This window comes from Bradyrhizobium sp. CCGB20, assembly GCF_024199855.1.
In the GTDB taxonomy this organism is placed as follows: Bacteria; Pseudomonadota; Alphaproteobacteria; order Rhizobiales; family Xanthobacteraceae; genus Bradyrhizobium.
Map to the genome: position 1 here is coordinate 7,576,687 of NZ_JANADN010000001.1, position 23,283 is coordinate 7,599,969.

At 65.2% G+C, this 23,283-nt stretch carries 20 protein-coding genes; 9 read left to right on the forward strand and 11 right to left on the reverse strand.

From position 1 onward, the window contains the following. Positions 1–6 precede the first annotated feature (6 nt). From NLM15_RS35650 to NLM15_RS35670, 5 genes are read right to left on the reverse strand one after another with little or no spacing between them, the layout of a single operon-like run. Positions 7–933 carry a glyoxylate/hydroxypyruvate reductase A gene (locus NLM15_RS35650; protein ID WP_254122591.1) on the reverse strand — a complete coding sequence of 309 codons (927 nt, stop codon included), beginning with the start codon at positions 931–933 and terminating at the stop codon, positions 7–9. 7 nt (positions 934–940) lie between these two features. Further along, positions 941–2,269, reverse strand: a complete 1,329-nt coding sequence (locus tag NLM15_RS35655) for an FAD-binding oxidoreductase (RefSeq protein ID WP_254122592.1) — start codon at positions 2,267–2,269, stop codon at positions 941–943. Positions 2,270–2,309: 40 nt separating this feature from the next. Then, positions 2,310–3,185 (reverse strand): ABC transporter permease, encoded by an 876-nt coding sequence (locus NLM15_RS35660; RefSeq protein ID WP_254122593.1) that lies wholly within the window; start codon positions 3,183–3,185, stop codon positions 2,310–2,312. A gap of 2 nt (positions 3,186–3,187) precedes the next feature. Continuing rightward, positions 3,188–4,138: an ABC transporter permease gene (locus tag NLM15_RS35665; protein WP_254122594.1), complete on the reverse strand. Its 951-nt coding sequence runs from the start codon at positions 4,136–4,138 to the stop codon at positions 3,188–3,190. 27 nt (positions 4,139–4,165) lie between these two features. Next, positions 4,166–5,857, reverse strand: coding sequence for a peptide ABC transporter substrate-binding protein (locus NLM15_RS35670; RefSeq protein WP_254122595.1), 1,692 nt, complete (start codon positions 5,855–5,857; stop codon positions 4,166–4,168). A gap of 218 nt (positions 5,858–6,075) precedes the next feature. Here NLM15_RS35670 and NLM15_RS35675 point away from each other — a divergent pair, with 218 nt between their 5' ends. Both NLM15_RS35675 and NLM15_RS35680 read left to right on the forward strand, forming a co-directional pair. Continuing rightward, positions 6,076–6,708: a cupin domain-containing protein gene (locus NLM15_RS35675; RefSeq protein WP_254122596.1), complete on the forward strand. Its 633-nt coding sequence runs from the start codon at positions 6,076–6,078 to the stop codon at positions 6,706–6,708. A 131-nt stretch (positions 6,709–6,839) separates the two neighbouring features. Continuing rightward, positions 6,840–8,693 (forward strand): ATP-binding protein, encoded by a 1,854-nt coding sequence (locus NLM15_RS35680; RefSeq protein WP_254122597.1) that lies wholly within the window; start codon positions 6,840–6,842, stop codon positions 8,691–8,693. An 11-nt stretch (positions 8,694–8,704) separates the two neighbouring features. Here the strand turns inward: NLM15_RS35680 and NLM15_RS35685 are convergent, their stop codons facing one another. Then, positions 8,705–9,727, reverse strand: a complete 1,023-nt coding sequence (locus tag NLM15_RS35685) for an AraC family transcriptional regulator (RefSeq protein ID WP_254122598.1) — start codon at positions 9,725–9,727, stop codon at positions 8,705–8,707. 188 nt (positions 9,728–9,915) lie between these two features. On the opposite strand from NLM15_RS35685, the gene NLM15_RS35690 reads away from it, so the two are divergent. Together NLM15_RS35690 and NLM15_RS35695 are read left to right on the forward strand one after the other, a co-directional pair. After that, the gene (locus NLM15_RS35690; protein ID WP_254122599.1) at positions 9,916–10,380 is read left to right on the forward strand and encodes a cupin domain-containing protein; all 465 of its coding nucleotides are present in this window, start codon (positions 9,916–9,918) and stop codon (positions 10,378–10,380) included. Between the two features lie 96 nt (positions 10,381–10,476). After that, positions 10,477–11,970, forward strand: coding sequence for an NAD(P)/FAD-dependent oxidoreductase (locus tag NLM15_RS35695; protein ID WP_254122600.1), 1,494 nt, complete (start codon positions 10,477–10,479; stop codon positions 11,968–11,970). Between the two features lie 13 nt (positions 11,971–11,983). Here the strand turns inward: NLM15_RS35695 and NLM15_RS35700 are convergent, their stop codons facing one another. Together NLM15_RS35700 and NLM15_RS35705 are read right to left on the reverse strand one after the other, a co-directional pair. Further along, complete coding sequence (locus NLM15_RS35700; protein WP_254122601.1) at positions 11,984–12,232, reverse strand: GCG_CRPN prefix-to-repeats domain-containing protein; 249 nt, start codon at positions 12,230–12,232, stop codon at positions 11,984–11,986. 99 nt (positions 12,233–12,331) lie between these two features. Beyond that, positions 12,332–13,030: a GntR family transcriptional regulator gene (locus NLM15_RS35705; protein ID WP_254122602.1), complete on the reverse strand. Its 699-nt coding sequence runs from the start codon at positions 13,028–13,030 to the stop codon at positions 12,332–12,334. A 175-nt stretch (positions 13,031–13,205) separates the two neighbouring features. Between NLM15_RS35705 and NLM15_RS35710 the strand changes: the two genes are divergently transcribed. From NLM15_RS35710 to NLM15_RS35730, 5 genes are all read left to right on the forward strand, one after another. Next, on the forward strand, positions 13,206–14,108 hold the full coding sequence (locus NLM15_RS35710) for a VOC family protein (RefSeq protein WP_254122603.1): 903 nt from the start codon (positions 13,206–13,208) through the stop codon (positions 14,106–14,108). Further along, positions 14,105–15,709: a bifunctional 3-(3-hydroxy-phenyl)propionate/3-hydroxycinnamic acid hydroxylase gene (locus NLM15_RS35715; protein ID WP_254122604.1), complete on the forward strand. Its 1,605-nt coding sequence runs from the start codon at positions 14,105–14,107 to the stop codon at positions 15,707–15,709. The genes NLM15_RS35710 and NLM15_RS35715 overlap by 4 nt, the downstream gene beginning before the upstream one ends. Continuing rightward, a complete protein-coding gene (locus NLM15_RS35720) occupies positions 15,706–16,554 on the forward strand; it encodes a fumarylacetoacetate hydrolase family protein (RefSeq protein ID WP_254122605.1) in 849 nt (282 codons plus the stop codon). The genes NLM15_RS35715 and NLM15_RS35720 overlap by 4 nt, the downstream gene beginning before the upstream one ends. Positions 16,555–16,667: 113 nt before the next feature. Further along, positions 16,668–17,993: an MFS transporter gene (locus NLM15_RS35725; RefSeq protein WP_254122606.1), complete on the forward strand. Its 1,326-nt coding sequence runs from the start codon at positions 16,668–16,670 to the stop codon at positions 17,991–17,993. A gap of 113 nt (positions 17,994–18,106) precedes the next feature. After that, positions 18,107–19,180 (forward strand): hypothetical protein, encoded by a 1,074-nt coding sequence (locus NLM15_RS35730; RefSeq protein WP_254122607.1) that lies wholly within the window; start codon positions 18,107–18,109, stop codon positions 19,178–19,180. A gap of 38 nt (positions 19,181–19,218) precedes the next feature. Here NLM15_RS35730 and NLM15_RS35735 read toward each other — a convergent pair whose 3' ends face one another. The 3 genes from NLM15_RS35735 to NLM15_RS35745 all read right to left on the reverse strand — a co-directional run bounded on the left by NLM15_RS35735 (position 19,219) and on the right by NLM15_RS35745 (position 23,278). Continuing rightward, positions 19,219–20,562 (reverse strand): cytochrome-c peroxidase, encoded by a 1,344-nt coding sequence (locus NLM15_RS35735; protein ID WP_254122608.1) that lies wholly within the window; start codon positions 20,560–20,562, stop codon positions 19,219–19,221. 17 nt (positions 20,563–20,579) lie between these two features. Continuing rightward, positions 20,580–22,298: a phospholipase C gene (locus tag NLM15_RS35740; RefSeq protein ID WP_254122609.1), complete on the reverse strand. Its 1,719-nt coding sequence runs from the start codon at positions 22,296–22,298 to the stop codon at positions 20,580–20,582. Positions 22,299–22,486: 188 nt separating this feature from the next. Further along, a complete protein-coding gene (locus NLM15_RS35745; RefSeq protein ID WP_254122610.1) occupies positions 22,487–23,278 on the reverse strand; it encodes an ABC transporter substrate-binding protein in 792 nt (263 codons plus the stop codon). Positions 23,279–23,283 lie beyond the last annotated feature (5 nt).

The following is a 23,283-nucleotide window of genomic DNA, read 5'->3' on the forward strand; positions in this document are numbered from 1 at the left end:
ATTGCCCTAATAGCCGCGCGTACGATCGACGCGCCCCGGCAGCTCTTCGCCGCGGCGGTGGCGTTCGATGACGTCGAGCACGAAATCGACGGCCGTATCGGGTGTCGTCATGCTGGCATTGTGCGGCGTCAGCAGGATGCGCCGGTGGCTCCAGAACGGATGTCCCGCAGGCAGCGGCTCGGGATCGGCGACGTCGAGGACGGCGCCTGACAACGCGCCGCTGTCGAGCGCCGCGAGGAAATCGGCCTCGACGAGATGCGGACCGCGCCCGACATTGACGAGGGATGCACCGCGCGGCAGGCGCGCGAACAGGTCGGCGTTGAGAATGCCGCGGGTCTCATCGGTCAGCGGCAGCAGGCAGACGAGAATGTCGGCCTCCGCGAGGAATTCCGGCAACGTGTCCGCACCGGCGTAGCAGGTGACGCCCTCGATCTCGCGCGGCGAACGATTCCAGCCGAGCAGCGGGAAGTCGAACGCCCTGAGCCGTTCGAGCACGGCCTGGCCGAGCTGGCCCAGGCCCATCACACCGACACGCCGCCGCTTCGCCGGCGTAATCCGGATCTCGCGCCAGACCTGCTCCTTCTGCTGGCTGATGAAGTGCAGGAGATCGCGATGCAGCGCGAGCACCGCCATGGTGACGTATTCCACCATGGTCTCGGCGATGCCGGGCTCCAGCATGCGCACCAGCGGAATGTGCGCCGGAACTTTCGTGGTATCGAACTGGTCCACGCCCGCGCCGACCGAGAAGACCAGCTCGAGGTTGGGGAATGTCGTCGCGATGTCGTCAGGCGGCACCCATGCCACCAGATAACGAACATCGGCGGGATCGCCGATGTCGGGCCAAAGGCGGAACGGCACATTGGGCGCGCGCTCGGCGAAGAAGGTCGCCCATTCCGCGCCGCGCACCATGTTGGCCTTGTAGAGAACCGTCATGCCGCCCTCAGAACGGACTGACCGGCGCGAGGCGCCGGCCGTCGATCATGCGCTTGTGGCTGTAGGCCGCGGGATCGACCAGCGGCGTCGCGCCGGTGACGATGTCGGCGGCGAGCTTGCCGGCGGCAGGACCGATACCAAAGCCATGGCCGGAGAAGCCGGTCGCGAGGAAGAAGCCCGGCAGGGCATCGACCGGCGAGATCACCGGAATGGTGTCCGGCGTGCAATCGATCGTGCCACCCCAGGCCTCCGCGATCTCGATGTCCTTCAGTTCGGGGTTCGACTTGATCAGCGAGGCCAGCGCCGCATTGACCAGCGACATGTCAGGCTCGGGATCGCGCACACGCTCGGCCTCGAACGGCGACGGCTTGTCAAAGCTCCAGCTGGTGCCGCGGACGATCTGGTCGAAGAACGACTTGCCGAACGACAGCTTCAGACCGTTCTTGCGGTGCAGATAGGTCGGCCAGAAGGTGCGCGCGTAGCGGAACAGGTCGGGCGACAGCTCAACCGTGCCGCGGTTGCGCAGCGCCAGCGTGAATCCGCCGTCGAGGCGGCGGCGGATACAGTAGAAGTCGGTGCCGAGCGCGCCGGACGTGATTTCCGGTCCCGGCGTGGTCCGGCAGGCGGTGGCGTTGACGAGACCGATCGGCAGCTCGATGCCGTGACGGCGGCAGAACAGCGATGACCAGGCACCGCCCGACAGCAGCACCGCCTGCGTGCGGATGGTGCCCTTCTCGGTGACGACGGCGCTGACCTTGCCTCCGGTCGTCTCCAGTCCGCGCGCGGCGCAGCCCTGATGGATGGTGACGCCATGTTTTCGCGCGGCAGTGGCAAGCGCGGGCACGGCCATCGACGGTTCGGCGCGGCCATCGCTCGGCGTGTGCAGGCCGCCGACCCATTTCTCGGCATTGCCGGGCAGGCGCTCGGCGACTTCCGCCGGCGTCAGGACGGTCGAGTGCACCTGCATCTCGCGCGCCGTCGCGGCCCAGCGCTCCCAGCTGGCAAGCTCGTCCTTGCTTTTGGTCAGGAACAGAACGCCAGTGCGGCGGAAGCCGGCATCGACACCGGCATCGTTCTGCATGTCCTCCCACAGCCGCAGCGCCTCGCGGGCCAGCGGGATTTCCTCACGGGCGCGGCCCTGCTGGCGGCACCAGCCCCAATTGCGGCTCGACTGCTCGCCGCCGACATGGCCCTTCTCGACCAGTGCGACGGAGAGGCCCTTCCTCGCGAGATGATAGGCCGCGGAGACACCGATGACACCGCCGCCGATGACGACGACGTCCACCTGCGCCGGCAGGCGTTCGTCGCTGTTTATACGGGTGAGCGGCGGGGACATGGGGCACTCCTGGACTTCAGTTCGATCGAGTTCTTGCTCGTCATGGGATGTTCATCCGCGGATCGAGCGCGTCGCGCAGTCCGTCACCGAGGAAGTTGAAGCTCGTGACCGCGAGCGTGATGGCGAGGCCGGGCGCGATCGCGAGCCACGGCGCGCTGGTGAGGTAGATCTGCGCATTGTTGAGCATGTTGCCCCAGCTCGCGGCCGGCGGCTGGATGCCGTAGCCGAGATAGCTGACATAGGATTCCAGCAGAATCGCCTTGGCGACGTTCAGCGTCGCGGCCACCACGATCGGCGCGATCGCGTTGGGCACGAGCTCGCGGAACATGATCCGCAGGTTCGACGAGCCGAAGGCGAGCGCGGCAACCGCAAATTCGCGTTCCCGTAGCGAGCGCACCTGAGCTTCGACAACGCGGGCAACAGCCATCCACGCGGTCGCCGCGATCAGCACTGTTGTTGTGATCAGGCCGGGCTCGGTGAGCGCCGCCAGCGCGAGCAGCAGGAAGATCGTCGGGAAGCACAGCACGGCGTCGACCAGCCGCATCAGGACCGCGCCGACCACACCGCCATAGAAGCCGGCGAAAGCGCCGACGGCGATGCCGACCGCCATCGCGATCACCATTGCGACGATGCCGATCGAGAGCGAGACCCGACCACCCATCATCAGCCGCGCCAACACGTCGCGGCCGAGCTCGTCGGTGCCGAGAATGTGCGCGCCCGACAGCGGCGGCGCGAACCGCTTCATGATGTCGATATAGGTGTCGTCGAACGGCAGCAGATAAGGACCGAACGCCGAGCCGAGGACGAGCACCAGGATGATCACGGCGCCCGCGAGCGCGAGCCGGTGGCGACGGAAGCGCCGCCAGGCAGCCTGGCCGGGCGCGAGCTGAACGGTGGACAAGGTTGCAGTCGTCATCCCTAGCCCACCCGGATGCGCGGATCGACGACGGCATAGAGGATGTCGGCGAGCAGCGAGCCGATCAGAACCATGGTCGCCGAGAACATCAGGATGCCCATCACCACGGGATAGTCGCGATAGCCGATGGAATCGAGAAACAGCCGGCCCATGCCCGGCCAGGTGAACACGGTCTCGGCGACCAGCGCACCGCCGAGCAGCGTCGGAAACTGAAGGCCCGCGACCGTGATCATCGGCAGCAGCGCGTTGCGAAGAGCGTGCACCGTGAGGATGCGCCACTCCGGCATGCCCTTGGCCCGCGCGGTACGGATGTAGTCCTGGTTGATCACTTCGAGCATGGAGGAGCGCATGAAGCGGCCCCACATCGCGGTCTCGACCAGCGCCAGCACCAGCGCCGGCGCGATCAGATGATGCAAGAGGTCGAGGAAGGAGCCGTCGCCGACGGTCTGGCGGTTGCCGGCCGGCAGCCAGCCGAGTTTTACGGAGAACACGTAGATCGTGACGAGACCGAACCAGAAGGTCGGGATCGACAGCGCGATCATGGCGCCGACGGTGGCGAGCGTGTCGAACAGCGAATAGCGGCGCAGCGCGCCGAGCACGCCGATCCAGCAGCCGAGCAGGACCGCGATGATGGTCGCCGTCGCCATCAGCTCCAGCGTTGCGCCGAGATGCGAGGAGATCACCGACAGCACCGCCTCGCCGTCGCGATAGGACTTGCCCCAGTCACCTTTCAACATGCGACCGAACCAGTCGAGATACTGGATCGGCAACGGACGATCGAGGCCGAGCTGTTTGGTGACGCGGTCGAGATCCTCCTGCGTCATCTGCGCGGACGCCGCGAATTGCGAGAGCGGACCGCCGGGTGCCAGATGCAGGATGGCAAACCCGATCGCGGAAACGATCACCAGCAGCATGATCGCCTGAGCCAGGCGGTTGACGACGTAACGGGCCATCTCAGGCGATCCAGCGAGCCTGAGGCATCAGGCCCAATACCATTCGCGAATGTTCCAGCAGTTGATGGAGGTGTTGATGTTGGGGCGGAAGCCCTGCAGCCCTTCCTTCACGCCCTCGGCGATGAACCCCTGGAACAGCGGCAGGATGGCGAGATCGTTGCGGATCAGCTTTTGCAGATCGCCATAGGTGGTCTTGCGCTGGGCGAGATCGAATTGCTTCGCACCTTCGGCAAGCAGGCGATCGGCCTCGGGGCTCTTGTACTGATAGGTGTTGTAGCCGCGGCCGCCCTTGGCGGGAATCGCGCCGGAGCCGAAGCGCGGGGTGACGTCGGGATCGCTGCCGAGCATGAAGTTCACGGACACCAGCACCGAGTTGAATTTCGATTGCTGCCAGAAGTCGCCCCAGATCACCGCGGCCGGCATGTTGTTCACGCGCATGGCGGCACCGATCGCGCGCCAGTCCTGGATCAGGAGCTGCTGGGTCTGTTCGCGCACGGCGTTGCCCGACGTGGTCGAGTTGGTGAATTCGAGCTTCACGCCGCCCTTCTCGCGGATGCCGCCGGAGCCGCGAACCCAGCCTGCGGCATCAAGCAGCGCGTTGGCCTTGGCCGGATCGTATTTATGCTGCGGCAGGCCCTGCTGGAACGACCATGCCTGCTGCGGCACGAAGCTCTCGGTCTGCGTGGGCAGGCCGTAGTTCAGCGCATCGATGATCGCCTGCTTGTTGATGGCGAGATAAAGCGCCTCGCGCACCGCGCGGTCCGCGAAGGGACCGAATTCGAGATTGGGCGCAACGTGCTCCACCGAGGACGTCGCCGAGACGAAGATCTTGCGGCCCTTCAGCGTCTTCGCCTCCTGCACGAAGTTCGGCAAGATGCCCTGCAGGCCGGTGTAGTCGACCTGCCCCGTGCGGAACTGGGTGTAGAGCACGGTGAGATCGGGAATGTATTTGAAGACCACGCGTTCGACGTAAGGTCCTTTGCCGTGGTAGCCGGTGTGGGCATTTAATTGAATGTGGTCGCCGGGCACGCGCTCGCCCCAGCGGAACGGCCCGGTGCCGACCGGCGCATTGTGGAACGGCGAGGCGTTCGGATCCGTCAGCTTCTCCAGGATGTGCTTGGGCACGATGAAGGTGAGCGACAGGATCGACATGTAAGGCGAATAGGGAGCCTCCATCCGCCAGTGGATCTCGTCGGGCGCGACGACCTTGATGTCCTTGACCAGGTTGTGACCGACGCGGTTGCGGACGCGGAAATCGGGGTTGTTGATCAGCTCCAGCGAGAACTTCACGTCCTCGGCCGTGAACGGCGTGCCGTCGTGCCACTTCACGTCGCTGCGCAGCTTGATCTTCCAGGTCAGGCCGTCGGCCGACAGACCGCCATTCTCGACGGTCGGCACTTCGCGCGCGAGGTCGGGGACGAATTTGCCGTCGGGCTCGATGAACCAGAGCGGCGAGAACACCTGCCACCAGATGCCCTGATCGACCTCGATGCCCGGCATCAGGGGATGGAAGACGGTCGGCTCCTGCGACAGCGCGGCGATCACCTGCCCGCGCGGCTTGTCCGGCGGATTGCCCGGGCGCTCGGTCTGCGCGAAGGCGTTGCCTGAAAGTGTCCATCCCGCCGCTGCGCCCGCGCCGAGCTGGAAGAACTGTCGGCGATTTGGAATGCCGAGATGACGCAGTCCGCCAACGCCGAACTTGCCGGTGCTGTCTGCCATAACCAGTCTCCGTTCCCGCACGCGGCACCGTCTCCCGCGCCCCCGAGACCCCGGCAAAGGGACAGGAGTGGGCTTTAGTGCTTCTAAATTTTTCAGCCAAAATTTCATCATGACTAAATACAGCTGTCAATCACATTGCTAGGATGCGCGACCTTTTCACTCCGACTGAAGCCTCGAACCACGTGGTCCGGGGCTGAGATGATGCATGGGAGAGCGACATGGATGGTCGCGGCGAGACGAACGGTCCGAAGGACGCCCCGGCGATCGAGGCCGACGATGCGGTCGACCAGCGGCTCGGCGAAACCGTGCGGCTGCTGCGTCAGCGCGCCGGGCTGTCGATCCAGGACGTCGCCAACAAGACCGGCCTCTCCAACGGCATGATCAGCCAGCTTGAGCGCGCGCGCGCCATGCCGTCGATCCGCACGCTACGCCTGCTCAGCATCGCGCTCGACGTTCCCATCTCCTACTTCTTCGAGACCAGCGATCCCGCCGATGTGCAGCGCTATATCGTGCGCAAAAACAACCGGCGCCTGCTGCGGCTCACCGCCAGCGGCGTCGTCAAGGAAGCGCTGACGCCGGCCGACCAGGGCCAGCTTGAACTCTATGAGCTCACGCTCAATCCCGGCGCCTCGTCCGGCACCGATTTTTTGCAGCACACCGGCGAGAAGGCCGGCTACATCCTGTCCGGCAGCCTGCGGCTGTGGCTCGACAACCAGGCTCACCTGCTGGAAGCCGGCGACAGTTTTCGTTTTCCGAGCGTCGTGCCGCACATGTTCGACAACCCGACCCAGCAGGCCGCGCGCGTGATCTGGGTCACGACGTTGCGGCAGACCGAATCGCCGGCAGGTTGAACGCCCGCCGCACGGATGCCACCGGAAATTGCCTCTCGACGGCGGCGCACGGAGTCTGTAGCTCACGTGGAGCCGGACTCATTGACAGGGCGGGCGCGAGGGGCCGCGACTGACGTCGTCGGTGTGAGACCATGAAACTCAGGCCGCTTCTGACATTCGCGATGACCGCGCAGGTCGTCGTGACCGCCGCGGCCCTCCTCGCCTCCTATGCCGTGACCGGAACCGGGTTCGGCCTTGCCCAGATCGTCGCCCTCGCCGCTAGCGCCGCCGTTGCGGTGCTGCTTGCGCGGCACTGCACACGCGCAATCGAGGCGTCACAGGACAAGCGCATCGCTGCGCAACTCGCAGAGCAGGCGCAGGCGAGCGCACAAGTCACGCAAGCGGTCATCAAGACCGCGCTCGACGCCTTCGTTCAGACGGACGAAAGAGGTGTCGTCCTGGAGTGGAGTGTTCAGGCCGAGGCCCTGACCGGATGGACGCGCAAGGAGGCGCTCGGCACCGACGTCGTCGACCTTCTCATCGCCGAGCCGCTCCGCGACGGCTTCAGGCAACGCATGATGCGGCTCTTGCCGGAACTGTCGAATACGCCGATCGGCATCCGGTTCGAAGCGACCCTGCTGCACCGGAACGGCGAGGAGATCCTGATCGAGGCATCGAGCTCCACGCTGCGGCTCGGCGGACGCACCGTCATCAATAATTTCGTCAAGGACGTCACCCAGAAGCGCGCCGCCGAGGAGCAGTTGATCCAGGCTCAGAAGATGGAAGCGGTCGGCCAACTCACCGGCGGCATCGCGCACGAATTCAACAACATGCTCACCGTGATCACGGGCACGATCGAGATCCTCGCCGACGCCGTCAAGGACAACCCGCCGCTTGCGACCATCACCAAGCTGATCAGCGAAGCGGCCGATCGCGGCGCCGCGCTGACATCGAGCCTGTTGTCCTTTGCCCGCAAGCAGGCGCTCCAGCCGGCCGAGATCGACGTCAACGAACTGCTCGAAGAGCTGACAAAGCTGCTGCTGGCGACCTTCGACAAGAAGATCGAGATCGTGACCAGGCTCGACCGCAACGTCTGGCTGGCTTTCGCCGACCGCGGCCAGCTGAGCTCGGCGCTGCTCAACCTCGCGATCAACGCCCGCGACGCGATGCTGGATGGCGGCAAGCTGACGCTGACGACACGCAACGTGGTGTTCGGCGTGCGCGAGGCCGTCGCCGTCGGCGCCGGCTATGCCGGCCACTATGTCGAGATCGAGATCGCCGACAGCGGCACCGGCATTCCGCAGGCGTTTCTGGAGCGGATCTTCGATCCCTTCTTCTCGACCAAGGAGGTCGGCAAGGGCACCGGGCTCGGACTCAGCATGGTGTTCGGTTTCGTCAAGCAGTCCGGCGGCGGCATCAAGGTCGATTCCGCCGAAGGCGGCGGCACGACTTTCACGATCTATTTGCCGAAGGCCGAGACCAGCACGCTTCGCCCGGCCGGCTACGACGAACGCAAGATCGTGGGCGGAACGGAGACCATCCTTTGCGTGGAGGACGACCGCGACGTCCGTCAGTTCGTCACCGTCCAGCTCGAAAGTCTCGGCTACAAGGTCATCCCGGCCGCCAACGCGGCCGACGCGCTCGCCATCGCGGCCCGGGGCACGCCGTTCGATCTGCTGTTCACCGACATCGTGATGGCCGGCGCCTTGAATGGACGGGAGCTCGCCGACGAGATGGTGGCCGCCCGGCCTTCGCTGCGGGTGCTGTTCACGTCGGGCTATGCCCACGACGCGCCGCATGGGCCGGGACACGCCACCATGGGCGCGCCGCTTCTGACAAAACCCTACCGCAAGGCCGAGCTCGCGCGCATGCTGCGCCGCTCCCTCGACACGGCCGTCGACGACGCCGGCGATCCGATCCCGACGCCCTACTCGGTGCAGGCCGAAGTCGAGGGCTTCTTGCGCAAGCAGGCATCCGACGACGCCACAACGCGATCGCGGAAATAGATGCCTTCCGCCTAGCTCATCCGTCGCCGCAGCGTTGCCGACGGCGTCTCGCCGAACTTCTGGCGGTAGGCGCCGGCCATGCGGCCGAGATGGGTGAAGCCGAGATCGAACGCGATCCCGGTGATGGAGGCATCGGGCGCGGCCTGCGCAAGGCGGGCATGCAGACCGGCGAGGCGGATGTCGAGCAGCATCTCCGAGATCGACAGGCCGAAGTGACGGCGGAAGCCGAGCTGGAGCGCGCGGACGCCGATGCCGGAGGCGCAGGCGAGCTGCGCGAGGTCGAGCGGCTCGCCGGCATTGTCCGCAAGATGGTCCCGCGCGGCGCGGAGCGCACGCGGCAGCCGCTCGGCTTGCCCTGAGAACGTCCTGATGGCATCCGACAGGCCATGCCGCTGGCCATTGAGGAGATGATCGAGCAGCACCTCGCGCCAATCGGCCATCGCAACCGGTGAAAGCCTGCCGGACCGGCCGAGACGTTCGGCGAGCCGCATCAGCTCGGCAAGGCTGGTCCGCAACGCCTGCCCTGCCGGTGCATCCAGGTCGATCGCGGCATCAAACTCGACCGGGCCGGCCGCCCTGCCCGACAGTGCCGCAGCGCGTTGCTCGACCATGCGACGGTCGAGCAGCAGGATCGCTTGTGCGCAGTCGCTCCACGTCATCCGGGTCGGGATGGTCGGCGACAGCAGCGACGCCGTCCGGCCCGGCGCGGCATCGACATCGCTGACACCGGCACGAATGCGGGCGGTACCGGTGAGCGGGACCTGCACCAGGAAGAAGCGCTCGAGGCAGCCGGGATCGATGCTCACCGACCCGCCATAGGCGACATAGCTGATGGAGAAGCCGTCGAAAGCCGCGCAATTGTGTCGGGCGGAGAAGCCGGGCGCACGCGGCCGAACCGGCTTGAGATCATGCGGACAGAAGATGCGTCCGATCTGCTCGGCCGCTTCGTCGACATCGTCCGTGGTGACGCGGGCGAAGTCCGCAAGCCTTTCGGCTTCGGACCGCGTGCTCATTTCCAGCTCGGCTGCGGACATCGTCGACCACGCTTCGCGTCACGGAGTTGCTTTAAGCCTATAATAGTTCGCCGGACGCGAAAAGAGCCGCGCCGCAAAAACGTCGTGTTGCACGGCAACAGCCGCATCCGGATTCGTTTAGCGGATAGACAAGCCGCCCATAGCAGGCCGAAGCTCCATCCCTGCCGGTATCCATGAGGAGGCGAGCCATGACAGCACTCGAAAAGACTGCACTCGAAAAGGGCATTACCGCAAACGGCACGGGCTACGGCGGCAAGAGCTGGAACATCCTTGGCCAGGTCTATTTCCCGAAAGCCGTCACCGACTCCACCTTCGCGTTCGAGACCAACAGCGAGCCCGGCCAGTTCGTGCCGGTGCACATCCATCCGACCCAGGACGAATTCATCCTGGTCCAGGAAGGCACGCTCGACCTCAAGCTCGACGGCCAATGGGTCAAGGCTCATGCCGGTGATCTCGTGCGCATGCCGCGCGGCATCCCGCATGGCTATTTCAACAAATCCGACAAGCCCTGCCGCGCACTGTTCTGGGTCTCGCCGATGCAGAAGCTGGAGGCATTGTTCAACCAGCTCCACAATCTGACCGACCCTGCGGAGGTCGTGCGCATCTCGGCGCAGCACGAGGTCGACTTCCTGCCGCCCGAGGCCAACGAATAGGCGTAGCTTCACGTCCATTTTCATCTGCTTGCAGGTCCGCCGGCCGTGCATCGCGGCCGAACGTGGCCGCTTGCGCCCAAACATTGCGAGCACTCCATGGTCAGCCCCAAGCATGTCTGCGTGATCGGCGCCGGCGTCTCCGGCCTCGCCGCCGCAAAGGCGTTCACCAGCCGCGGCCACCGCGTCACCATCGTCGAGCGCAGTGCCGATCTCGGCGGCGTCTGGGAGCCGGCGCGCTCCTATCCCGAGGTGCAGACGCAAAGCCCGAAGGAGCTCTACCGCTACACCGACCGCGCCATGCCGGAGGCCTATCCGGAATGGCCGACCGGGCCGCAGGTCCATGCCTATCTCGCCGACTACGCGAAGAGTTTTGGCCTCGACCGCATGCTGCGCCTCGACACCGCCGTCGCGGGCATGGAACGGCGCGCCGACGGCAAACCAGGCTGGACGCTCGCCTTGTCGAACAAGGCCGGCGCGACCACGAACGAGGATTTCGATTTCGTCGCGGTCTGCACCGGGCAGTTCAACGAGCCGCGCGAGCTGCATTGCCCGGGCGAAGACGGCTACCTGGCGCAGGGCGGGCAAATCCTGCATTCGTCGAAATATTGCGATCCGGCGCTGGCGAAAGGGCGCCGCGTCGTCGTGCTCGGCGGATCGAAGTCCGCGACCGACATCGCGGTGAACGCGGTGAAATCAGGCGCGCGCGAGGTCACCATCGTGATGCGGGAGCCGGTCTGGCGCATTCCCTACTTCATCGGCGGGCTCGTGAACTTCAAGCGCATCCTCTACATCCGCGCGCAGGAGGAGATGTTTCCGGGCTGGGGCACGAGCTCCATGGCGCGGCTCGCGCTACGTCTCACCGCGCCTCTCATCTGGGCGAACTGGCGCGGACTGGAGAGCCTGTTGAAGGCGCAGCTCAAGCTCAACCGGTGCAAGATGGTGCCGAAGGAGCGGATCGAGGACGGCGTCAACTGCTCGGTGCCGATCGCGACGCCGGGCTTCTATCCGATGGTCGCCGACGGCCGCATCAAGGCGGTGTTCGGCAGCTTCGATCACTATGAAGGCGACAGCATCGTGATGAGCGGCGGCGAGCGCGTTGGTGCCGACGTCGCGGTGCTCGCGATCGGCTACAAGCTCGGCGTGCCGTTCCTGCCGGAGGCCTATCAGGCCAAGCTGGTCGATACGGACGGGCAGTACCGGCTCTATCGCCTGATCGCCAATCCCGACCTCCCTGAGATGGGCTTCGTCGGCTTCAACTCGTCGTTCTGCACCGTGCTCTGTGCCGATCTCGCCGCCAACTGGCTGGTGCGCTATGCCGACGGCCAGCTCGCGAACCAGCCGACGGCGCAAGCGATGCGCGACAACATCGAGATGATGCTGCACTTCAAGCGCGTCGAACGGCCGGCCGCGGGCGTCTATGGCGGCCTCTGCGTCGCGCCCTATCACTACCGCCATTTCGACGAGCTGATGGCCGACATCGGCGCGAAGAACCAGAAGCGCGGCGGGCTTGCCGGACACTTCCAGCCGCCGGATGCGGATGCCTATGCGAAATTCCTCGCCTCGGCACCGGAGTATCGGGCCACGGCGTGAGCGCGAGGCGCGGTCAGTCGGGCTTCGTCCGTCCTGCGGCATCTCCGCCCCGGGACCCAACAAGGCCCGGGCCGGCCCCCATCGGCGGCGCAACGATGATCGCACCGCCGGGCTCGGCCACGACCGCGCCTCCCCTGAGGTAGCAACGGCCGTCCGCGCCACGATAGGCGTCGCGGCCGCAGCCTTGCGCGGCCTCGGCACTGAGGCTTGTGACACACAACAGGGCCGCGAATACCAGTATCGACAGGATATTCCTGGTCATCGGTCATTCCCGCGCTTGAGCCGACCACAATATGGTCGGCGCCATTCGGCCCCTCCAATGCGCCAATTTCTTGGCCATGCCTTTAGGCGGCGACGCGTATCAATCCAGCACCGTCTCCAGATCAGAATAGATGACGTCAGCCGTGCGCTGATAATGTTGCTGAAGCAGCGTCACGGCTTCGTCCGTTTTCCGGTCGAGCACGGCCTGGAGAATCTGGGCGTGCTCGGTCCCGATCTTGCGGACCGGATAGGCCTTGGCGATCGACATCATGCGGTAGCGGTAGAGCCGATCGGCGAGTTGCTCGCAGAAGCCGAGCAGCGGGCGCGAGCCGCACAGGCCGATCAGCGTCGCGTGGAAGGCGCGATGCGCCCTCTCCCAATCGGGATTGTCCGCGAATTTTTCCGGATCGAGTGAACGCGGCGTGCGGTCGAGGCGGTGATGCGTCACCAGAAGCTGCTCTTCCCAGCTTTGCGTCGCGTTCTGCATGGATTCGCGCAAGGCCAGCCCTTCGACCCAGCAACGCGTCTTGGTCAATTCCTGAAGCTCGTCCTTGCTGACCGGCTTCACGTAGAAGCCGCGCTGCTCCATGCCGACCACGAACTCCTCCGTGGTCAGACGGTTGAGCGCCTCGCGCAGCGGGGTCTGCCCGACATTGTAATGCTCCATCAGGAAGCGCGACTGAAGCTTGCGGCCGGGCGCCAGCCGCGTGGTCAGGATGTCGGTCTTGAGGCGGGCGTAGATGCTCGTCGCCAGCGTCGCCGGCGCGTCGGACTTCGGGCTCGACAGGTCAGAGTTCATGGCCGTCCCACTGATTCACCGATGTTTTTTGTACATCAGGCCGCGAACGCCTTTAATTTATAAATTCTATCTTTACGGAGAGCTTTATATATATTAATCGTTCGCCAACAACAACCGGCTCTGTGGCGATCCGCGGCTATTCGGGCGTGCCACCTGCCTTCGGCGAGGAAGCCCGATGTCCGATTTTCCGGTGATCGCGTTGCGCAGCGTCGAGATCACGACGCCGCACCTCGGCGCCTCGGCCGATTTCTACGCGAAGGTCTGGGGCCTCGATGTCGCTGCGCAAGCCGGCGGCACGATCTATCTCGCCGCGACGGGAGCGGATTTCCACGTCATCGAGCTCACGCATGCCGAGCGGGCTGCGCTCCGCAAGGTCACCTTCCGCGTCCGCTCGCGCGACGATCTCGACCGCCTGTTTGCGCTCGCACGCGAGGCCGCCTGCGAGATCATCACGCCGCCCGGCCCGTCGCGCGCGCCGTCAGGCGGCGAACACTTCGTCGTCCGTGAGCCGCAGGGCTGCTGCATGGAGTTTGTCCATGGCGATCGCACCAAAGCGGCGCGCATCGTGGCTGACCGTCCCGAGCGGCTCGCCCACGTCAACATCAACAGCGCCGACATCGAAAAGCTCTCGACGTTCTACCAGCAGGTGCTCGGCTTTCGCCTCACCGACCGGTCGAAGCTGATGGCGTTCCTGTGCTGCAACAGCGATCACCACGCCGTCGTACTCGCGGAAGCGCCGGTCAACGGACTCAATCACATCGCCTTCCTGATGCCGGACCTGGAATCTGTCATGCGCGGCTCCGGCCGCATGGTCGATCACGGCTTTCCGATCGGCTGGGGCGTGGGCCGGCACGGGCCCGGCGACAACGTGTTCGCCTATTTCGTCGATCCGACCGGAATCGTCATCGAATATACGGCCGAGGTCCTCCAGGTCGACGACAGCTACCGCGCGAAAGGACCGGCGGAATGGGTCTGGCCGCCGGGACGCACCGACCAGTGGGGCATCGCGCCGCCCAAGAGCGAGGCCTGCAAGACGGCGCAACTCTCCGTGCTGTTCGACCGAGATCGCCGCGCATGACGACGTCCCCGGCCACCACGGACTACGACGTGCTCGTCGTCGGCTTCGGACCGACCGGCGCAGTCGCCACCGGCCTGCTCGGCCGTCTCGGCCATCGCACGCTCGTCATCGATCGCCTCACCGTCATCTACGACAAGCCACGCGCGATCGCGCTCGACCACGAGATCTTCCGTCACTTCGACAATATGGGGGTCGCGGAGGCGATCGCGCCCTATGTCGAGCCGTTCACCGCCTCCGAGCATTTTGGCGTCGACGGCCAGCTGATCCGCCGCATCGACATGGTCGCGAAGCCGTACCCGCTCGGCTACACGCCGAGCATGGTGTTCAGCCAGCCGCCGGTCGAGGCGGAGCTGCGCCGTCACGCCACGGGATTTTCCTGCGTGCGGGCCGAGCTCGGCATCGAGCTGGTCAATTTCGCGCAGCGCTCCGACTGCGTCGAGGCAACGCTGAAGGACGCTGGCGGACGATTGCGGACGGTGACGGCGCGCTACGTCCTCGGCTGCGATGGCGCCGCGAGCGCCGTGCGCCAGATTGCCGGGATTGCGCTGGAGGACCTGATCTTCGACGAGCCCTGGCTCGTAGTCGACGTGCGGGTCGATCATGCCGCGCTCGCAAAGCTGCCGCAAAATTCCGCGCAGTTCTGCAATCCCGCGCGCCCCGTCAGCTTCCTGATCGGCCCGGAGAACCATCGGCGCTGGGAGATCATGCTGCTGCCGGGCGAGGACCCGCGGCAGATGGAGCGGCCGGAGAATGTCTGGTCGCTGCTGTCGCCCTGGCTCACGCCGGAGGACGGCGAACTGTGGCGAGCGGCGTCCTATCGCTTCCACGCGCTTGTCGCCGCGACCTGGCGCAAGGGGCGCATCATCATTGCCGGCGATGCCGCGCATCAGCAGCCACCCTTCATCGGCCAGGGCATGTGCCAGGGCTTGCGCGATGCGACGAACCTCGCCTGGAAGCTCGATCGCGTTCTCAAGGGCACTTCGCCCGACACGCTGCTCGACAGCTACACGGCGGAACGCAAGCAGCACGTCATCGAGCTGACCGGCAAGATCAAGACAATCGGCCAGTCGATCTGCGAGCGCGATCCGGCGGCAGCGCGGCAGCGCGACGCGCGGATTCTGGCGGAAGGCGGCGGCAAGCCGCTCGCGCTGACGCGGCAGGAGATCATCCCGCCGTTGCGCGCCGGCTTTCTGTCGGAGCAGGACGGCCCGGCGCGCGGCACGCTGTTTCCGCAGCCACGGATCGCGAGCGGGCGCCAAGCGCGCCTGCTCGACCAGGTGACCGGAGCCGGCCTGCGCGTCTTCATCGACGGCCGCAGCGATACATCCGCACTCGCCACGCTCTGCGCCGCGTATCCGGAGTTGTCCGCAGCGACGATCGCGCCGGCGGGTGCCGGCCAGCCCGGCACGCTGGAAGAAATCGACGGCGTTCTGGCCGGCTGGTTCGACCGCCACGGCGTCGTCGCCGCGATCGTGCGGCCCGATCACTACGTGTTTGGAACGGCGCGCAACGCGGCCGAGCTCGGCAGTCTCCTGCGCGAGACCAGTTCGCGCCTGCACGGCCATCACAATCCGGATTTGAAAATGGAGAAGACAGCATGAGACTCGCGACCGTTAAGATCGACGGACGGACCACCTGGGGCATCGTCGATGGCGACAGTTTCCTCGATGTCGGCGCCGTGCTCGCCTCCCGCTACGCCGATCTCAGGGCCGCCATCGCCGGCGCGCTCGCAGGCGTCGCGGATGCGAAGTCAAAGGCGGCCGCCACGCCCCTCGCCGGGCTCACCTGGCTGCCGGTCGTTCCGAACCCGGACAAGATCCTGTGCGTCGGCCTGAACTACGAGACGCACCGGAAGGAGACCGGCCGCCCCGAGGTCGAACACCCCACCATCTTCTCGCGCTATTCCAACAGTCAGACCGGACATCTGAAGCCCATCATCCGTCCGCGCGTCTCGACCGACCTCGACTTCGAGGGCGAACTCGCGGTCATCATCGGCAAGGGCGGCCGCTACATCTCGCGCAGCGAGGCCATGGGCTTTGTCGCCGGCTATTCCTGCTACAACGACGGCAGCATCCGCGATTTCCAGCGCCACACCCACCAGTTCACGCCCGGCAAGAATTTCCCTGATACCGGCGCATTCGGCCCGTGGATGATGACGCCGGACGAGCTCGGCGAGCTCGGCGAGCTCAAGCTCACCACCCGCCTCAACGGGCAGATCGTGCAGGAAGCGCAGATCAAGCACATGATCTTCGATATTCCGCGCCAGATCGAATATTGCTCGACCTTCACCCGGCTCGAGCCCGGCGACGTCATCGTCAGCGGCACGCCCGGCGGCGTCGGCGCCAAGCGCACACCGCCGCTGTGGATGAAGCCCGGCGACATCGTCGAAGTCGAGGTCGAGAAGCTCGCCATCCTGCGCAATCCCGTCGTCGACGAGGCGCCGTGAGCGATCCGCTCGACTCGTCCTTGGACTCCGGCGGCGGCGAGGCGTGCCTCGTCGAGCCGCCGGGCCGTCGCGCCTGATCGGAACGACAAAAAGCAAAAGCAGAGGGGAAACGCATGAGCAACACCGCAGAGGTCATCACCGGAACGACTGGCCACGCCGACGCGGCGCCGATCACGCCCGCTTTCCGCAAGCTCGTGGTCGCATCCTCGCTCGGATCGGTGATCGAACACTATGATTTCTTCATCTACGCCTTCACCGCTCCGGTCGTGTTCGATCGCTTCTTTTTTCCCAAGATGGATTCGACCGCGAGCATGCTGGCGGTCTATGCGACGTTCGCCGTCGGCTTCGTCGCCCGCCCGCTCGGCGGCATGGTGTTCGGCCATTACGGCGACCAGCTCGGCCGCAAGGCGATGCTGACGATCACCTTCGTGCTGATGGGCGTCGCAAGTTTCCTGATCGGCTGCCTGCCAAGCTATGATTCGATCGGGCTTCTGGCGCCGATCGCACTGGTCGCCTTGCGCTTCGTGCAGGGCTTTGCCTTCGGCGGCGAGTACATGAACGCGGTGTCGCTGACGCTGGAGAATGCACCTTCCGCAAGGCGCGGCTTCTTCGCCTCTTTCGTCAACGCGTCGGGTCCGATCGGCGTGATCCTGGCATCCGGCTTCATCGCGCTGCTCGGCTTCGTCTCGACCCCGCAGGATTTTGCGCAATGGGTCTGGCGCGTGCCCTTCGTGCTCAGCCTGGTGCTGGTGGTGCTCGGTACCTACATCCGTCTTCAGGTCGATGAGTCGACCTTGTTCAAGGCGGTACAGGCCTCAGCCGCGCGGCCGAAGGCGCCGCTGCTCGAAGTGGCGCGGTCGTGGAAGACATCGGTGCTGTTCGGCTGTCTCGCCAACATGGCACACAGCACGTTCCAGTACATGAGCACGGTCTTCGTGCTCGGCTATGCCGTCAAGATGCTGGGCATGGCACAATCCAGCGTCACCTTCGGCACCATGATCGCCAATGTCCTGGAGATGTGCATGGTGCCGCTGATCGCGAGCTATTCAGACCGCTTCGGTCGCCGTCCGTTCATCGCACTCGGCATCCTGCTGGCGGCGGCCTGGTACCCGATCTACTTCCAGCTCGTCGCGACCAAGGATCCGACGCTGCTGATCATGGGCCTCGTCGTCTCGATCGGAATCATCCACGCGCTGATGTTCGCGCCGGAAGCAGCCTTCACGGCAGAGCTGTTTCCGACCGAAGTCCGCGTCAGTGGCTCCTCCCTCGGCAAGCAGCTCGGCATTATCCTGGGCGGCGGCATCGCGCCCCTGGTCGGCACTGCCCTGATGGGATCGAGCGGCAGCTTCACCCCCGTGATCCTCTATTTCGAGGCGATCGCGGCCTGCGCCTTCATCGGCATCCTGCTCGCCCCGGAAAGTGCGAAACGTACATTGTAGGCGCGACACAAGGCTGACCGGAATTTGCATCTCGCCAGCCCCGGCGTCTGGCGCTTACGATCCCCTGGCGACGAATCGACAAGCCTTGTCGACAGGCCTTGGGGAACCCGGCAATGGGACCGAGATGTCTTGCCATCGCAGCCTTCGCGGCTGTTGCCTTCTTCGTTACGGCACCCGCCGTCGGACAGCAGGGTGCGCTCACGACGACGCAGTCGGAGGCGCTCGGCACCTATAACCGCGCGCTCGGCGAATTCAAATCCATCCTCGCCGAGCGCCGCAAGCAGATCGACGCAAGCCAGCCGCTGCCGAACCTGCCGGGCCAGGCGCTTTATCTCGCGCGCGTCGCCGTCATCAGTTCTTACAAGGATCTCACCGACGCCATGCCGTCACGGATCGGCAGGCCCAACAAGTTCGAGATACCACCGGCCTATTTCGACGCGGACATCGAGCCGCTGATCGACGAATATTCAAAACTGTTCGACATCATAGAGGCGCCGCCCGCGGGTGCGCAGGACTCGGCAACGCCGTTCAAGGACGTCGTCGATCTCGCCGTCGCGATTGCGCGCGCCAAGGGGCTTGCACCGGCTCACGCCGAAGCTGCCGGCCGGATCAGCCTCGGACTGTTCTTCGCCGAGACCAACGGCAAGCAGAATGTCCGCAACGGGCGTTCGAACACCTATATGGGCAGCTTCCAGACCGGCCCGTCCGAGGACCGCAACGGCCGCAGGAAATGGGAGGCGATCAAGCCCGAAATCGCGGCAGCCGATCCGGAGCTGAACGCGCGCGACGACAAGGAAGAGGCGCGCGCCCGCGGCACCGATCACCGCTTCAACCACTGGACCAACGTGCGCGACGGCCTGATGAACGCGCACGCGGATGTCTTCCGGGAGATCCCGGGAATCGTGAAGACGTTGCCCGACCCGATCGACCAGATGAAGCTGTTCGAGCTGATCCAGATCGTTCCCACCCCGACGCGGTCCGCGCTCAAATCGGGCGATCTCCTGAACTACAGGGTGTCCAGCCCCACGATCATGAAGCACCTGCGCAACAACAGCATTTTTGCTTTCGGGCAGGCCGATCGGGCGAGAACATCGGCCAGCTTCCGAGAGATCCTCGCCGCGATGTGGCTGTTCAACCGGAAGTTCGAGAAGGCGATGGCGAAGTACGCGGAGATCAAGCCGCGCTGAGGGGCAGGACGACGCTCCAGCGCCGCTGGACGGGCTTTCTAGTTCTCCGGCTTGTAGCCATCCGTCAGGGTTTTCAGGAACGCGATGATGTCGGCCTCGTCCTGCTCGGTCATCGCCGGCTTGTCGCCGGGGTGACGATCGAACGGCGGATCGGTGACATCGACATTGGCATGATATTTCTGCGGCAGGTCATCGTATTTCCGCACCGTGCCGTCGGCGTCATGCGGAAACACTTTCTCCGGATTCGTATCGCGAAAATTGTAGAAATCGAGCACCTGCTCGAGGCTGCGGAAGACACCGTTGTGGAAGAAGGCGTGACGCGTCGCCGTGTTGCGCAGCGTGGGCGTCAGGAACATGCCGCAATATTGCGTCTGCTCGGGAATGTCGGTGCGGTGCGGACCGCAGACGCCGAGATCGAAATGATTGGGATCGCGGTTGCCGGCGAGCGCTGCATTGCGCGGCGCGCCGAGGGCCTCGTACTGGTGATCGGTGAACAGCGGCGGCAGGCCGTCGCGGGTCGGCGCCGAGGTGTGGCAGCCGGCGCAATTGGCCTTGTCAGGATCGTTGAATGCTTGCAGGCCGCGCAGCTCGCTTTCGGACAGCCGCGCCTTGCCTTCGAGCCAGTAATCGTACTTGCTGGTGTAGGGATGGAAGCTCGGCTCCTCGCCCTGATAGCGCGCGACGGCAAACATCGCCTCCGCGATCAGGAGCCGCTGATTTCTGATCACACCTGCGCCGAACAGCTCGACAAAGCGGTTGGCGTAAGGCGCGTGGCGCAGCTTGTCCGCGACGATCTCGGCGCTGCCGCCGTCCATCTCGTTGGGATCGAGCAGCGGAAACAGCGCCTGGTCCTGAAGCGTGTCGGCGCGGCCGTCCCAGAACAAGCCGCCTTGCGGCACGATGTTCGCCGACGCGCCGGTGCCGCCTGCGGTCTTCGTCGTGCGCGCGGCTTGCTGGCCGATTGCGGCCATCTGCGCGAGATCGACGATGTTGTCGTCGTCGCCCTTGTCAGGGCCGATGCTGAAGTTCGGATGGCGATCGAGATAGGTCAGCGACGGCACCGCGCGCGCGCCTTGCCGCGACAGGGTGGCGCCGCCGAGCATCACCGGCCCGTCATTGGGCGGACCGTAGGCACGATCCGGGCTGTGACAGGAGGCGCATGAGAGCGCGCCGGACGACGACAGCGAGGCGTCGTAGAAGATTTCCTTGCCGAGTTGCGCCATCGAAGACAACGGCGCGACGGGCGGACGCATGAGGCGAACCGGATTCGGGTTCATGCCCGGCTGGTTTGTCTCCGCGCGTCCTTGCGTCCCGGCGGTAAGGACGGCGCCGGCCAGACAGAGCAGGCCGGCGCCGAAGAGCCACATGGTGCGGCTATTCATCAAAGCGTCCCGTTGGACTAGTGGTGGTGATGCTCGTCCGGCGGGCTGGTGATCACCGTGCCGGAGGTCGGATCGAGGAACAGCGCGTCCGTGCGGTAGTCGTGGCTGTGATCATGATCGAAATCGAACAGGTCGATGATCGAGCCGGCGCTGGCGTCGAACGAGCCGCCGCCGAGGCGCTGGCCGCGCAGCCAGTTGTCCTCGATGAACCGCACCACGGAGGCCTGCGAGATGTAGGTGCTGCTCACGTGGTTGGTTTTGGCGTAGGGCGAGACCACGATGAAGGGAATGCGCGTGCCCGGACCGCAGCGGCCGTTCACCGGCTTGCCAACCAGGCCCTTTGGCGCAGGCTGCTTGTTGGGACCGAGGCCGCAAAGGCCCGGACCGTTGACCTGATCCGCGGTTGCGTCGTACGAGGCGCTCTTCGGCGCGACGTACTGGTGATCGTACCAGCCGTCGGAGTCGTCATAGGTGATGATGACGGCGGTCTCACGCCATTCCGGCTGCTTCTGGAGGAAGTTGATCAACTCGACATTGCCGGCCTGCTCATCGAGCGGATCGGAGTTGCCGGCGTGACCGTCCTGGTAGGCCGACATCTTGATGTAGGAGACGGCGGGGAAATTGCCGGCCTTCACCGCGGCGTAGAAATCCTCGACATCGTAGCCGTGGTTGGCCGGATCGACCTTGCCGTTGAGATCATAGGTATGACCGATCGCACGCACCGAGCTCGGACGCGCGTGGGTTGGGTTGGCGGTCGACTTGTAATACTGGAACCAGGCGTGGTGCGGAATGTAGTCCACGACGGTGCCGTTGACGTTGCTCGAGAAGGTGCTGCGGCCGCAACCGGTGGTGCCGTTGGCATTCTTGAGCGTCAGGTCGAAGCCGCCCATGAAGCTGCCCCAGCTGATGTGCTCGGCGTTGAGCAGGTCGCCGATGTTCTTGCCGTCCATCAGGATGGTGCTGGTCGTGCTCGAGCAGGGATCGTTGCTCGGATCGGTGTCGCCGATCAGCGTCAGGCCACCCTGGCCGTCGGCGATCGACGATGACGTGCCGACGATGTTCTGCACGCCGTTGGTCTGGCCGGAGATCACCTCGAGCATACCCGGCGTCGACGGACCGAAGGTGTCGGTCCAGGCATTGTCGCTCATGGCGAAGTGCTGGGCGTAATTCCAGAACGCCGTGACGGTGTTGCCGTCGAAATAGCCCATGACCTGGCCGTTGGTGCCGAACGCGCCGGCGCCGCCGGCGGTGCCGCGGCCGGTGAATTTCGGGAACAGATCTTCCTTGCCGTTGTCCACGGCCTGCTGCTCGGGCGTGTAGGAGTGATTCTGCGAGCGCGTGTTGGCCTGGGTGCGGTCGAGACGGAACGGGGCCGTCGCGCCGGTGCCGTTGGCCGGGCTGTTGTTCGGATTGTTGACGAGCAGGTTCGCCGTAACGAGGTTGTTCACCTTCGGCGTATGCGGCTTCGGCACGAACGGGATCGAGCCCGACGGATTGGCCGCGTTCGGATAGGTCGCGAAGTAATGATCGAACGAGCGGTTCTCGTTGAAGATGATCACGAGATGCTTGATCGGCGTCTCGGTGTGGATGTCATGCGGATGACGGTGATGACCGCGGTCCTGATCCCGCCCGTGGTCGCCGTCCCGGCCGAAATCGTCCGCGTGGACGGGAATGCTGCACGCAAGTGCCGTCGCGGCCGCGAAAAACGCGACCGTCGTCAGAAATCTGGATTTCATTGTTCTGTTGCCCCGAAGGAATTGACGCCGACCTTCGGGAGATTAGCGGCGCGCGATGACAGAGCTGTGTCAGTTTGACGCACAGGACAATTTGCGCAGTTGATCAGACAAGATTTCTCACCTTGGCCGAATCGATCGCGAGCCGCACGCCATACGAGGCTGCGGCGCAAGTTCAAGACTCCGCGCCGTTACTCCGTCCGGATCGGCGTGTCCTTCAGGCCATTGTTGTCATAGGCCTTGCGCAGCGTGCCGTTGGTCGTCGCGTCCGTCATGAATTTGGTGACGAAGGCCAATGCCTGGCTGTGGCCGAGCGGCACGGCGACGGCCGTCACCGTCTTCTTGAACGTCTCGTCCAGCACCCGTGTGCCGGGAATCTTCTGCGCCATCTTGTTGAGCTGGTCGCGCGACAGCGCGAAGGCGTCGATCTCGCCGGCTTTCAGCAAACCGAAGATCTCGTCATAGGTCTGGTAGCCCGTGACTTTCGCATTCTTCAGATGCGCGATGGCGCCACGCATGGTGGTCGTGGCGTTGACGGCCGCGACCTTGATGCCCGCCTGGTCGAGCGTGGCGAAATTGGTGACGTTCGAACCCGGCTTGACGATGTAGGTGGCGTCGGCGACCTCGTAGATCGGGCCGAACATCATCTTGGTCTCGCGCTCGGGGTCCTTGGGGAGCCAGGTGACGTCCCATGTCCCCTTGCCGGCCGCATCGGTGATCTGCCCGGAATTCTGGTGCACGACATATTCGACGGGCACGCCGAGCTGCGCGGCCATCTCCTTGCCGAGATCGACCGGCACGCCAGCATATCCCGCCTCGGCCTTGGTTGACCAGAACGCACCGCCCGCGGGGCTGATCGCGATCGCGACCCGCAGCTTGCCGGTCGGCGCGATGTCGTCCTTCAAACCATCGGCTAGCGCTGGCATGGCGACCAAAGCCGCAAGAACGAGACCGGCAAGAGCCGATTGGACGAGCGTTGGCATGTCAT